The sequence below is a fragment of the Streptomyces sp. YIM 130001 genome, assembly GCF_003574445.1.
Lineage (GTDB): Bacteria > Actinomycetota > Actinomycetes > Streptomycetales > Streptomycetaceae > Streptomyces.
The window spans coordinates 228,795-241,649 of sequence record NZ_KZ984551.1; the positions used below are offsets into that span (position 1 = coordinate 228,795).

Sequence of the window (12,855 nt, forward strand, 5' to 3'; positions counted from 1 at the left end):
CGAAAATCCCCCCACCGTCCGGCTCCCCCGAGCCGGACCCGCCGGCCTCGTCAGAGGCGGCCGGGGCCGCCGGCTCCCCCTCGTACAGTGCGGCGGCCCACTCCACGTCGTCCGTCGGGCCGCCTGCCGATCTCCAACGCAGCCGACGGGCGACGCCGGCCGCGTCGGCGGGTGACCGGGGGCGGGCTTGCCGATGCCTCCATGACTGCGGCGGCCCGCCCCGGATCAGTACGCCTCGGGTCAGCGCGTCGCGCGACTCAGCCGCAACGTGACCAGCTCGAACGGCCGCAGGTCCAACGGCACGGCACCGTCAGACGGTTCGGGCACCTGGACGTCGGGGAGCGGCCGCTCCAACAGGTCGGTCGCCACCACCCCGGTGACCGGGAAGCCGGTGTTCAGCCGCACCCGTGCGCGGCCCCCGGTCGACTCGTAGAGCCGCACCACCACGTCACCGCTCGCGTCGTCCGCGAGCTTCACCGCGCTGACCACCACCGCGTCGTCGTCGACCGTCACCAGCGGGGCCACCTCGGAGCCACCGGACACCCGCCGCTCGGGCAGGTTCGTGCGGAAGCCCTCACGTACCGCATCCGAGATCGTCGCGCCCGGCACCAGGGCGTGCCGGAACCGGTGCAGCCCCTGGTCGGTCTCCGGGTCCGGGAAGCGGGGCGCGCGCAGCAGCGAGACCCGGACGGTCGTGGTCGTCCCCCGCCGCACCCCGGCGGCCGCGTCGGCGGCCCGCACGGTACGGGTCACATCGTGGCCGTACGTCGAGTCGTTGACGAGCGCCACGCCCCAGCCGGGCTCCTCCAGGTGTACGAAGCGGTGGTTGCAGGCCTCGAACTTGGCCGCCTCCCAACTGGTGTTGGTGTGGGTGGCCCGGTAGAAGTGCCCGAACTGCGTCTCGGAGGCGTACCGCTCGGCGTGCAGGTCGAGCGGGAAGGCGGCCTTGAGGAACTTCTCCGTCTCGTGCCAGTCGACCTCGGTGTCGATGTCCAGGCGCTTGACGCCGGACGGCAGCGCGAGCACCTGGGTGACCCGCGAGTCGCCGAAGGCACGCACGACACGGACCGCGGGTGTGCCGTCCGCGCCGGTGAGCGCGGTCATCTCGTCGAGGGCGGTGAGGTCGGTGACCGTGTTGCGGTAGAACTCGTCCACGTCCCAGGCGTCCCACATGTTCGGGAAGTCGGGGTGGATCTGGAGCAGGTTCGCGGCGCTGCCGGGTGCCACGGTCTCGCGCTCGTGCTCCTGGTCGTAGGCGGAGACGACGAGTCCGCGGGCGTCGATCTCGACACGCAGAAGTCCGTTGTCCAGGATGTGCCCGCCGCCGGGCCGGTCGGTGATCGCGCTCTCGCCGTCGACCGTGGCCGCCGCGGCGCCGCCCGCGGGGACTCCGGTGCGGGCATGCGGAGCGGAGTTGAAGGTGAGCGTGCGCGTGCCCTCCCCCGCGAGCGCGCACTGGGCGGCGTCCACGATGCCGTTCAGCTCCTCGGCCACCGCGGCGTACGTCCTCTCCGCCTCGCGGTGCACCCAGGCGATGGAGGAGCCGGGCAGGATGTCGTGGAACTGATGCAGCAGCACCGTCTTCCAGAGCCGGTCCAACTGCTCGTACGGGTAGGGGAACCCGGTCCGGACCGAGGCGGTCGCGGCCCACAGCTCGGCCTCGCGCAGCAGGTGCTCGCTGCGCCGGTTGCCCTGCTTGGTCCTCGCCTGGCTGGTGAGCGTGGCGCGGTGCAGTTCCAGGTACAGCTCGCCCACCCACACCGGCGGATTGACGTACTCGGCCTCGGCCTTGGTGAAGAACTCCTCGGGGGTCTCCCACTGCACGGTCGCCGAGCCCTCGAGGTTCCGCATCCGAGCGGCCTTGGCGACCATCTCCCGGGTGGTACCTCCGCCGCCGTCGCCCCAGCCGGTCGGGGCGAGGGAGTGCCGGGCGACGCCCTTGTCCTTGAAGTTCTTCGCCGCGTGGGCGATCTCGCTGCCCTTCATGGAGCAGTTGTAGGTGTCGACGGGCGGGAAGTGCGTGAAGATCCGGGTGCCGTCGATGCCCTCCCACTGGAAGGTGTGGTGCGGGAACTTGTTCGTCTGCGACCAGGAGATCTTCTGGGTGAGCAGCCACTTGGAGCCGGCCGCCTTGATGATCTGCGGGAGTCCGGCGGCGAATCCGAAGGTGTCGGGCAGCCACGCCTCGTCGTTCTCGATCCCGAACTCGTCGAGGAAGAACCGCTTGCCGTGCACGAACTGCCGCGCCATCGCCTCGGAACCCGGCATGTTCGTGTCCGACTCCACCCACATACCGCCGGCCGGCACGAAACGGCCCTCGGCGACAGCCGCCTTGACCTTCTCGTACACCTCCGGACGGTGCTCCTTGATCCAGGCGAACTGCTGCGCCTGCGACATCGCGAAGACGAAGTCCGGCTCGTCCTCCAGGAGCGCGGTCATGTTGGAGGTCGTACGGGCGACCTTGCGCACCGTCTCGCGCAGCGGCCACAGCCAGGCGGAGTCGATGTGCGCGTGACCGACCGCGCTGATGCGGTGCGCGGACGGCTGGGCGGGAGTGGTGAGCACCTCGGTGAGCTGCTCGCGCGCGGCGGCGGCGGTGCCGTTCACGTCCTGCAGGTCGACGGCGTCGAGGGCGCGGTCGACGGCGCGCAGCAGCTCCCAGCGCCGCGCACTGTCCACGGGTAGTTCCGCCATCAACTCGCCCAGGACTTCGAGGTCTTGGACGAGCTGCCAGACGGAGTCGTCGAAGACGGCGAGGTCCATCCGGGTCAGTTTGTACTGCGGGTCGCTGCCGGCGGTGTCCTTGTCGCCGAGCTGAGTGGGCAGGAAGGGGTGGTAGTCGAGGATGACCGGGTTGGAGGCGGCCTCGATGTGCAGGCGCACCTCCTCGCCGCCGTCGACGGGAGCGCCGATGCGTACCCACTGGTTGCGCGGGTTGAGGCCCTTCACCGGGCTGCCGTCGGGCCGGTAGACCAGCCCCTCGCACTGGAAGCCGGGCATGTTCTCGTCGAAGCCGAGGTCGAGGAGCGCCTCGACGGTGCGGCCCGCCCACTCGGCAGGCACGGTGCCGGTGACGCGGAACCAGCTGGTGCCCCACGGAGCACCCCACCGCTCGCCGACCGCGATCGGTTCGGGCACGGCGGCGAGGCCTTCGGCGACCGGCACGGGCTCGCCGGGCGCGTTCCACACGGCGACCTGGAGCGGGATCGAATCCGGGTACACGGCGGGGCGGATGCGCTCGTCGAGGACGCGCTCGAGTCGGGCCTCGACCAGGGTGCGGTCGTCATGCATGAGGGATGCTCCGGGGGTCGGTGGTGTCTGTCACCAGGGATGGACGGCGATGGTGGCGGGGGATGTGCCGTACAGCTCCCCCACCGTGCGCAGTTCGAACCGGGCCTCGTTCTCGCCCTGTTCGGGCGTGACGTCGGCAGCGAAGAAGGCCTGCTGGCAGGTGGCGCCGAGGAAGCGCCGGGTGCCGTCGGACAGGACGCGGTGCAGGGCGTCGTAGTGCCGTACCGGCCCGGTCGCGCCGCGCCAGGCGAAGCAGAGTCCGTCGCCGGCGGCCGGCTCGACGCGTAGTTCGGCGGGGGCTGCCGGTTCCTGCGGGTCGCCGCTTCGCATCGCGAGCGCGCCGAGCCGCCAGGCGACCGCTCCGCTGCCGGTGAGCCGCACGCCGAGCGCGTGCACCGTGCCTGTGAGGCCGGTAAGGCGCACGGTCGAGGTGGTCCAGTCGCCACCGGAGGTGTGCTCCACCGGCAGATACGTGTAGGGGTGGGGCTCGCCGGGGGCCTCGGGTTCGCCCGTGGCGACGGCGAGTTCGAGCGCGACGCGGCCCGTGTCGGTGCGGTGGGTGAGTTCGACGACCGTGCCCTCGGTGAGCGACAGGCGGGTGGCGTACAGGTCCAGCGTCACGGGTGCGTCGAGTGCGCCGTCGACGAGCAGGCTGCTGCCGCCGTGCCAGGCGTCGGCGAAGTCGAAGGCGGCCTCCGGACGGGTGCCTTCGGTACGCAGGACCCACTGGCGGGACGGCATGCGGTCCTGCAGGCCGAGATGGTTCCAGGGTGTCTTCGAGGTGATCTCGCCGTTCTCGTACCAGCGCAGCCCGTGGCCGGTGTTGAAGGCGGTGGCGAACGGCAGGGCGTCGACGGTGGACCGGTCGGCGACGGCGAGCGCGGGCGCGCGCCACGGGTCGTCGGTGTCGGGGCGTGACGGATCGAGTGAACGGCCGCTCCAGAAGCGGGCGTCGGCGGCGTGGAACTGCTCGGGAGTGCGGTCCTCGGGCAGGTGGTTGCGGGTCCACTCGGGCCGATAGAAGCCGAGGGACGCCGTGTGGTCCCTATCGGACGGCAGGAGGGCGTCCCAGTCGACGGACTTGTCCCAGCCGTCGCCCTCCACGTCGACTCCGGCCCACAACTCGTAGCGGCCGCGGTCGAGTCGTCCGGCGAGCCGGCCGGAGGAGGTGAGGTCCTGCGGCGTCCAGTTGAAGTTCAGGAACATGCTGCTCGCGGCCTCGAAGAACGGCTGGTTGCGGTCGTTGAGCGCATCCTGCCAGTTCACCGAGCCGTCGACGGTCATGGAGTCGTACCAGCACACCCGCCCGCCGTGTTCCGCGCCGAGCCGCTTCAGCTCGGCGACGAAGGCGGTCATGTCGGCGGCGAGCTCTTGGTCGCCGCCGTCGGTCTCCGCGTTGATGAACCAGCCGTCGAAGCCGTACGCGGCGGCGACGGCGGCCAGCCGGTCGGCGATCGGGAAGTGCCCCTCGGAGTCCTTCTGGACCAGGTCGCGGGTCCACTGCAGGTCGCCGTCGTACGCCACCGGGGGCAGGAACACCGAGCCGAGGACGGGCACCCCGTGCCGGTGGGCGGCGTCCACGACCGGCGCGTTGGGTGCGACGATCAGGCCCTCCGCGGACGAGCCGCCCCAGAAGACCAGTTCGTCGACGTAGCCCCAGTGGGTGGTGGCGTAGTAGTCGGCGGTGGGCGAGCCCTGGGCGGGGTTGGCCGCGGTGTCGGCGAACGAGACCAGGGACTGGATGCGGGCCTGGTCGGCACGGGCGGTGGGGTTCACCGGGGTCGGGGTGAAGCGCCGGGCGAGGGGCACGGCCGCGCGGTTCGAGGCCAGGTCCGGGTCGTCTTCCGCGCGCCATGTCTTCAGGCTCCGCCAGGTGATTCCGTCACCTGGGCTGCCGTCCGGCAGCGAGTCCGGGTACCAGTACGAGGCGTACGGCTGACCGGGCAGCGCGGCGCGAGCCCCGGGTGCCGCCGACGCGGCGGTGGGTACGAAGGGGGCGGTGAGGGCCGCGGCGGAGGCCACGAGGACGGTTCGTCTGCTGGGCCGGTGGGGCATGCGGGTGTGCTCCGTATCGTTCGTGGACGGCTTACGGTGCGGTGCGCAGGGGGCGCTGGGGCGCGGGTTCGTCGGTGGTGCGGGGCGAAACGTCGAGGGCGCCTGCCTGTTCGGGGGTGACCACCTCGGTGATGCCGCGGGCGGCCAGGTGGGCGGGGTCGGTGGCGCGGTCGGCGAGGACGGTGGTGGGCCGGGCACCGTCGGCGGTGAGGCGGGCGAAGGCCTCGAAGACGGCGCCGCCTGGAGCGCAGACCGAACGCCGAGGCGCGGCGCTCTCGTCGCCGGCGTCGACGATCAGGGCCGTGGTGCGGGGGGCGGCGATGTGCCGTCGGTCCCGCTGTTCCGCGACGAGATCCGCGATGGCCCGACCGGCCGGCTTGACCCGGCCGTCGTTGGTGAACAGGCCGAGGCTGTACTCGAGTTCGGGGAAGTCGGCCAGCGACCGTGACACGTCGTGCGAGCACCACCAGGTGACGCCCCACAGGTCCGGGCAGTCCAGGGCGGCCGTCACGGTCGCGGTGGTGAAGGTGGCGGCGTGCTCGGCGGAGATCAGCGGGGCCGGGGCGCCGACCTCCTGCAGCCAGACCGGGCGATCCGGCTCCAGGGCCCATGCCTTGGACAGCTCGACGAGATAGGCGGCGTGCTGTTCGGTGGCCACCCCGGTGCGCCCGTGCCGCTGGGCGGTGCCGTTGAACACCCAGGAGTGCACGGCCGTGAGCGCGCCGATCCTGGCAGCCTGGGCCGGTGTGAAGGGCTGGTCGTCCTGGTACCAGGCGGCGTCGTAGGCGGCATGCAGATGGAGGCGGCCAGGTGCGCCCTGCTCACAGGCGTCGAGCAGGGTGCGCAGCCAGTGCTCGGCCTGGTCCACCGTGATGCGGTCCGGGTCGGGGTGCGGTCCAGAGGCGAACTGGTTGACCTCGTTGCCGAGCGTCATTCCGAGGAAGTGGGGCCGGTCTGCGAGGGCCTCGGCGAGAGTGCGCAGGTACGCGGCCTGCCCGGAGACGACGTCCGGATCGGTGAAGAGGTTGCGCCGGTGCCAGGTCTGGGTCCATGCGGGCAGGAAGTCGAAGCTGGAGAGGTGGCCCTGAAGGCCGTCGACGTTCACGTCGAGGCCGCGTTCGGCGGCTGCGTCGACGAGCTGGACGAGCTGGTCGACGGCTGCGGGACGGATCAGGGTGCGGTTGGGCTGGAAGAGCGGCCAGAGCGGGAAGACCCGGATGTGGTCGAGGCCGAGCCCGGCGATCTGGTCCAGATCGGTGCGTACGGCGTCGAGGTCGAAGTCGAGCCAGTGGTGGAACCAGCCCTGGCTGGGCGTGTAGTTGACGCCGAAACGCGGCGCGGTGGAACTCATGGAGAAGTGGTGTCCCGAATCTCGTGGTGGTGGTCGGCGGGGCGGGGCCTGTACGTGCGGCGTCAGCCCTTCACCGCTCCCTCGCCGACGCCGCGGAAGAAGAACCGCTGCAGGCAGGCGAAGAGGACGATCAGCGGAAGCACGGCGATGATGGTGCCCGCCGCGACGAGGCGTTCGTCGTTGGCGAAGGTGCCGTGCAGATAGTTCAGTCCGATGGTCAGGGTGAAGTTCTCCGGGTCGGACAGCACGATCAGCGGCCACAGGAAGTCGTCCCAGGCGCCCATGAAGGAGAAGATCGCGACGACGGCGAGGGTGCCCTTGACCGCGGGCAGGGCGATACGGACGAAGCGCTGCCAGACGTTGGCGCCGTCCACGAAGGCCGCTTCCTCCACCTCCTGGGGCAGGTTGAGGAAGGCGTTGCGCATCAGCAGGACGTTGAGCGCGCTGACGCAGCCGGGCAGCAGTACGGCGATCAGGGTGTTGTTGAGGCCCAGGTCCCGCATGGTCGTGAACTGGGCGATGATGATGCCCTCCACGGGCACCAGCATCGCCAGGATGAAGGCGAGCAGCACGGCCTTGCGTCCGCGGTAGCGCATCCGGGCCAGGGCGTAGCCGGCGAGTGCGGCGCCGACGCAGTTGGTCAGCACGTTGGTGACGGCGACCTTCAGCGAGTTCAGGGCGTAGTCCCATACGGGGATGGTGTCGGCGACCCGGCCGTAGTTCCCGAAGGTCGGGTCGCTGGGCAGGAACTCGGGCGGCGAGCTGAAGATGTCCTCGTGCGGCCCCTTGAGCGATGTGGACAGCTGCCACAGGAACGGGCCGACCATCAGGGCGAGTACGGCGATCAGCAGCACGTAGCGCACGGCAAGCTGCCAGAGCGGGACCCGTTTGCCGTTCTCGTCGGTGATCCGCAGGACCCGGGGGGTGCGCCGCCGTTCGGTCGGCTCGGTGGCAGGGTGCGTGGGCGCGGTGGTCACGCGTCCTCCTTGCGGTCGGCGCGCAGGACGAGCAGCATCAGCGCGACGGTGACGACGAAGACGACGACGGAGATGGCGGAGGCGTAGCCGACCCGGCCGGAGAGCCCGGTGCCGACGCGCTGCACGAGCATCACGAGAGTGGTGTCCTCGCCGGCAGGGCCGCCGGTGGGCCCGGCCATCAGGTACACCTCGGAGAACACCTTGAAGGCGGCCACCGAGGCGAGCGCCCCGACCAGGACCATCGTGGAGCGGACCGCGGGCACGGTGACGGTGAGGAAGCGGCGTACCGCGCCCGCTCCGTCGACCGCGGCCGCTTCGTGCAGCTCACGCGGCACGTTCGCGAGCGCGGCCAGATAAATGATCATGTAGTAGCCGAGGCCCTTCCAGACCGTCACGCCCATCGCGCTGAACAGCAGCAGCCACTGGTCACTGAGGAAGCCGACCTTGCCGACACCGACCGCTTCCAGTACGGCGTTGACGAGCCCGCGGTCGTCCAGCATCCAGACCCAGATCAGGCCGACCACCACGATGGAGGCGACCACCGGGGTGTAGAACGCGGAGCGGAAGAAGGTGATGCCGGGGATGTGCTTCTGCACCAGCATGGCGAGCAGCAGCGGCAGCAGTACCAGGGCGGGGACGACGACGAGGACGTACAGGGTGCTGTTGCGCAGGCCGATCCAGAACATGTCGTCGTGCAGCAGTTCACGGAAGTTGGCGAGTCCGACGAACTCGCCGGGGATCAGGGTCCGCTTGTCCGTGAACGCGTTGACCAGGGTGCTCAGGAACGGATACAGGATGAACACGCCGATGACGAGCAGTCCGGGCGCCGCGAACAGCCAGGGGCTGGCCGGTAGTTGACGTCTGATCCGGCGCTCGGGACGGCCGCCCGTACTGTGCTGGGCAGAGTCCTCGGCGGTCGGGTCCGGGGAGGTCGCCCGGGTGGCGGTGGGGGTCTTCATGACGCGGCGGCTCAGCTCTGCTTCAGCAGGCGGTCACAGGTCTTGACAGCGTTGTCCAGTGCCGCCTTCGGGCTCTGCTTGCCCTGCAGGGCCTTGGCCACCTCGTTCTTGAGCTCGACCTTCATCTGCTCGCTGAACAGCACCGGTGTGTAGTTCTCCGCCGTCTTCAGGGACTCGGCGGCGGCGATCCTGACCTTTGTCTCGTCGGTGCCGTCCTGCTTGCTGAAGTACGGGTCGTCCAGGGAGCCACGGGTGCTCGGGAAGACGGCGACCTGCTCGGCGAACTGCATCTGCCGGGTCTTGTCCGTCACGAAGTGCGCGAAGGCGACGGACGCGGGCTTCTGCTTCGTCTGGGAGTTCACCATCACGCCCATGACGTACATGTTGGCCTTGCCGGTGCTGCTGATCTGGTCGGTGATGCCGATGTTCTTGTACAGACTCGGGGCGTCCTTCTTGAAGTTCTCCAGGTCGAGGGCGCTGCCCGGGTTCATCGCCACGGACTGGGTCAGGAACTTGTGGCCCGCCGACTCCGGGGTCGCGGTCAGCGCCTGCCCGTCGAGGCCCTTCGCGTCGTACAACTTCTTGTAGCGGGTGAGGAGTTCGACGCCCTTGGCGTCGTTGAAGGTGAAGCCGGTGCCTTCCTTGTTCATCAGCGGGACGCCGTAGCGGCCGAAGTCCTCGATGGCCGGGACGTTGGCGAGGGCGGCGACCTTGCCCTTGCTGTTCTTCGCCAGCTCGGTGCCCGCGTCGAAGACGTCGTCGTACGTCTTCGGGGGCTTGTCCGGGTCGAGTCCGGCGTCCTCGAAGAGCTTCTTGTTGTAGAAGACCGGGCCGGTGTTCAGGTACCAGGGGAAGGCGAACGTGCCGTCCGTGCCCGGTATTTGATGGCTCTTCCAGGCGCCGTCCAGGTACTCCTTGCGGTACTTCGACGCGGCCTCGTCGAGGTCGAGGGCGAGGCCGGCCTTGGCGAGCGGGGCGACCAGGTCCGGGGAGACGTTGACGACGTCGGGCAGGGTGCCGCCCGCCGCGTCGGCGCTGATCTTGTCGGCGTATCCCTCGGCCGGCCGGTCGACCCACTCCACCTCGGTGCCGGGGTTCTTCTTCTCGAAGTCGGCGATGACCCCGTTGAAGTAGTCCTTGAACTCCGCCTTCAGGTTCCAGGTCTGGAAGGTGATCTTGCCCTCGACCTTGCCGGAGGCGTCGCTCGACCCGGAGTCGGAACCGCCGCAGGCGCTGAGTGGCAGGACGGTGGCGAGTGCGGCGGCAGTGGCGAGGGCCCTGCGGGAGATACGCACGGTGAACGGCTCCTTAGTTCGGACCAGGCGTGCGGACGGAAGGGACGCCAGGGCGGTGACGAAGAACCGCCGACTGCGTTCGAAGCAGACCTTGCACGGCGGCCCGGGAGAAAGTCAACAGATTCACCGGCAAAAGCTTTACTGTCTGACACAACTGCAGGTCAGAGCAGCCGTTTTGCGGGATTGCCAGCTCTGACTAATGCGCTTTAGAGTCCCCGACTCAAGCGCATTAGTCAGACGGCGCACGCCTCTCGACCGGAGCCGCTCAAAGCCTTACGATGCGCAGGACCAACGGGGAAAGGGGCACGGGTGGCAGCGAACTCCCCGTCCGCCAGGGACATTCCGCCGTCCCGCCGCACCGCCGCGCGCAGGCCGACGATGAAGGACATAGCCCAGCGGGCCGGAGTCTCGGAGAGCGCAGTCTCGTTCGCGCTCAACGACCGCCCAGGGGTGTCCGAGGTAACCCGCGACCGAATCCGGCGCGTGGCCGCGCAGTTGGGCTGGCACCCGAGCACCGCCGCACGGGCGCTGTCCGGGGAGGGCTCGGCGACGGTCGGCCTCGTGGTGGCCAGACCCGCGCAGACACTCGGCGTCGATTCGTTCTTCCTGCAGTTGATCTCGGGGATCCAGGAGGTGCTCGCCGAACGCCGACTCGGCCTGCTCTTCCAGGTGGTGGACGACGTCGAGGCCGAGTGCGCGGTCTACCGGCGCTGGTGGGCCGAGCACCGCGTGGACGGCGTCCTGGTGGTCGATCCGCGGGTCGACGACCCGAGACCTGCCCTGCTCGCCGAACTCGCCCTGCCCGGGGTGGTCATCGGCGGCCTGCCGGGCGACGATCCGCATGCGGGTCTCTCCCAGATCCGCGCGGACGACGTCGGCGCCATGGCCGCCGTCGTCGGCAGGCTCTACGACCTCGGCCACCGCCGTATCGTGCACATCGCGGGCCTCGACTCACTCGCCCACACCGAGCGGCGTATCCGCACCCTGCGCGAGGAGGCCGGCCGCCGGGGACTGACCGGCGCCCGGTCGGTCACCACGGACTACTCCGACACCGAGGGCGCCACGGTGACCCGCCGCGTCCTGGAGGAGACCGACCCGCCCACCGCCCTGATCTACGACAACGACGTGATGGCCGCCGCCGGCGCCGCCGTCACCGCGGGGCTCGCCCGCGGCATCCCCACCGACGTGTCGATCGTGTCCTGGGAGGACTCCGTACTCTGCCGCATGGTCCACCCCTGGCTCACGGCGCTCTCCCGGGACACCCTCGCCTTCGGCCGCCTCGCCGCCCAGGAACTCACCGCCCTGCTCGACGGCGGCCCCGAGCGCACCGTCCAGGTCCCGCTGCCGGCACTGATCGAACGGGAGAGCACGGGGCTCGTCTCCGGCGGCGGGGGGCAGGCCCCTGCGACTCCCCCGGGTCAGCCGGACGCGTCGTAGCGGTCGGCGATCACGGCGGCGCGGTCACGCAACGAGGTGCGCAACCACGGCGGCTCCAGGACCTCCGCATCGGTGGCGAGCTGCCACAGTGCCCATTCGGCGTGCCTTCGGTCCTGGAAGCTCACCTCGAGCCGCAGCCGTCCGTCCGCTTCCCGTTCTTCGGCGTGCACGGCCAGTGCGGTACCCACCAGCTCCTCCCGCCGCGCCGCGTCCACCCGCACCAGCACGGTGACTTGGTCGCCGCCGGCCTTGAACCGGATGCTGCGTTCCTGCCAGACCCGGTCCAGATCGACCTCGCCCGGTCGCTCTGCCGGTTCGGTGAGCTCCTCGGCGGCCAGGACCCGGGACAGGCGGTACGTACGGTCCGCACCGGACCTGGTGGCCAGCAAGTAGCCCTGCTCGCGCACGGTGATCAGACCGATCGGGTCCAGGGTGCGCCACTTCGGCGGCTGGTCCACGGCCGCGTAGCGGATACGCAGTTTGTGTCCGGCCAGCACCGCGCCCCTGACCTCGCCCAGGACGGCGTCGGGCACCTCATCGGCGACAAGGCGGCGCGAGAGGAGGTCGGTCTCCGGGTCGACGAGCAAGCGTTGCGCCGCGCCCGCCGCGGAGTCCCGGTAGCTCTCGGGCAGCGCGTCGACGACCTTGAGCATCGCCGACGCCAGCGCCGAACCGAGACCGAACGCCTGCGCGCCGCGCCGCGATCCGGCGACCAGCAGGGCCAGCGCCTCTTCGTGGTTCAGACCGGTGAGCTCGGTGCGCAATCCTGGCAGCAAGGCGAAGCCGCCGTGCCGGCCACGCTCGGCGTAGACCGGGATGCCTGCTGCGGACAGCGCCTCGATGTCGCGCAGCACGGTCCGGGTCGACACCTCGAGCTCGCGGGCGAGCGCGGTCGCGGAGAGACGGCCATGCTGTCGCAGCAGCAGTACCAGCGAGACCAACCGGTCGGCGCGCATGCGAAAAACCTTACCGGGATACGTGACAGGAGGTGTCGTGTATGCGTTGCGAGGCTTACCGGCATGACAGAGAAGCAAGTGGCCACGGAGCCGAACGACTTGGGCAGGTACTTCATCGAGCGCGCCAATGCGGGCGACGTCGACGGACTGGTGGCGTTGTACGAACCGGACGCCGTGCTGGCCTTCCCGCCGGGCAACCTCGCGACCGGGCACGTAGAGATCCGCAAGGTGTACGAGCAGTTCGTCGCAGCCGCGCCGGTGCTCTCACCGGGCAGACAGCACCCGGCGCTGGTGGCCGGTGACTTGGCACTGACGGCTGCGACCCTGACCGACGGCGAAGTGACGGTCGAGATCGCCCGTCGCCAAGCGGACGGGTCGTGGCTGTGGGCCGCGGACCAGCCGTCACTGGTGTCGTAACAGGACGTCGCAACGGCCGAGTTCGGCCGGCCGGGACGCAGGCACAGCACCGTACGAGACGGCGCGGTGCCGGAACCCTCCACCGGGTTCCGGCACCACGCCGCTGTCACACTTTCC

Annotated in this window: 9 protein-coding genes; 2 read left to right on the plus strand and 7 right to left on the minus strand. The window is 70.3% G+C overall.

Features of this window, described 5'->3' with window-relative positions; genetic code table 11:
• Positions 1-240: 240 nt before the first annotated feature.
• From DSC45_RS08855 to DSC45_RS08880, 6 genes are all read right to left on the minus strand, one after another.
• Positions 241-3,291 carry an alpha-mannosidase gene (locus tag DSC45_RS08855; protein WP_119288825.1) on the minus strand — a complete coding sequence of 1,017 codons (3,051 nt, stop codon included), beginning with the start codon at positions 3,289-3,291 and terminating at the stop codon, positions 241-243.
• A gap of 30 nt (positions 3,292-3,321) precedes the next feature.
• Complete coding sequence (locus tag DSC45_RS08860; RefSeq protein ID WP_119288826.1) at positions 3,322-5,346, minus strand: endo-beta-N-acetylglucosaminidase; 2,025 nt, start codon at positions 5,344-5,346, stop codon at positions 3,322-3,324.
• Positions 5,347-5,377: 31 nt separating this feature from the next.
• Positions 5,378-6,697 carry a glycoside hydrolase 5 family protein gene (locus tag DSC45_RS08865; RefSeq protein ID WP_240434542.1) on the minus strand — a complete coding sequence of 440 codons (1,320 nt, stop codon included), beginning with the start codon at positions 6,695-6,697 and terminating at the stop codon, positions 5,378-5,380.
• Between the two features lie 62 nt (positions 6,698-6,759).
• Positions 6,760-7,611 carry a carbohydrate ABC transporter permease gene (locus DSC45_RS08870; RefSeq protein WP_240434564.1) on the minus strand — a complete coding sequence of 284 codons (852 nt, stop codon included), beginning with the start codon at positions 7,609-7,611 and terminating at the stop codon, positions 6,760-6,762.
• Between the two features lie 59 nt (positions 7,612-7,670).
• Positions 7,671-8,633 carry a carbohydrate ABC transporter permease gene (locus DSC45_RS08875; protein WP_240434543.1) on the minus strand — a complete coding sequence of 321 codons (963 nt, stop codon included), beginning with the start codon at positions 8,631-8,633 and terminating at the stop codon, positions 7,671-7,673.
• An 11-nt stretch (positions 8,634-8,644) separates the two neighbouring features.
• Positions 8,645-9,928, minus strand: coding sequence for an ABC transporter substrate-binding protein (locus DSC45_RS08880; protein ID WP_119288830.1), 1,284 nt, complete (start codon positions 9,926-9,928; stop codon positions 8,645-8,647).
• A gap of 378 nt (positions 9,929-10,306) precedes the next feature.
• Between DSC45_RS08880 and DSC45_RS08885 the strand changes: the two genes are divergently transcribed.
• Positions 10,307-11,365, plus strand: a complete 1,059-nt coding sequence (locus DSC45_RS08885) for a LacI family DNA-binding transcriptional regulator (protein WP_119289212.1) — start codon at positions 10,307-10,309, stop codon at positions 11,363-11,365.
• On the opposite strand, the gene DSC45_RS08890 is transcribed toward DSC45_RS08885, so the two are convergent.
• Positions 11,347-12,321 (minus strand): helix-turn-helix transcriptional regulator, encoded by a 975-nt coding sequence (locus DSC45_RS08890; protein ID WP_119288831.1) that lies wholly within the window; start codon positions 12,319-12,321, stop codon positions 11,347-11,349. The genes DSC45_RS08885 and DSC45_RS08890 overlap by 19 nt on opposite strands.
• A gap of 63 nt (positions 12,322-12,384) precedes the next feature.
• On the opposite strand from DSC45_RS08890, the gene DSC45_RS08895 reads away from it, so the two are divergent.
• The gene (locus tag DSC45_RS08895; RefSeq protein ID WP_205571284.1) at positions 12,385-12,738 is read left to right on the plus strand and encodes a YybH family protein; all 354 of its coding nucleotides are present in this window, start codon (positions 12,385-12,387) and stop codon (positions 12,736-12,738) included.
• Positions 12,739-12,855: the final 117 nt, after the last annotated feature.

Coding starts and splice junctions, on each gene's coding strand:
- DSC45_RS08855 (WP_119288825.1), bottom strand. CDS start 3,291: ATGCATGACGACCGCACCCTGGTCGAGGCCCGACTCGAGCGCGTCCTC.
- DSC45_RS08860 (WP_119288826.1), bottom strand. CDS start 5,346: ATGCCCCACCGGCCCAGCAGACGAACCGTCCTCGTGGCCTCCGCCGCG.
- DSC45_RS08865 (WP_240434542.1), bottom strand. CDS start 6,697: ATGAGTTCCACCGCGCCGCGTTTCGGCGTCAACTACACGCCCAGCCAG.
- DSC45_RS08875 (WP_240434543.1), bottom strand. CDS start 8,633: ATGAAGACCCCCACCGCCACCCGGGCGACCTCCCCGGACCCGACCGCC.
- DSC45_RS08885 (WP_119289212.1), top strand. CDS start 10,307: ATGAAGGACATAGCCCAGCGGGCCGGAGTCTCGGAGAGCGCAGTCTCG.
- DSC45_RS08890 (WP_119288831.1), bottom strand. CDS start 12,321: ATGCGCGCCGACCGGTTGGTCTCGCTGGTACTGCTGCTGCGACAGCAT.
- DSC45_RS08895 (WP_205571284.1), top strand. CDS start 12,385: ATGACAGAGAAGCAAGTGGCCACGGAGCCGAACGACTTGGGCAGGTAC.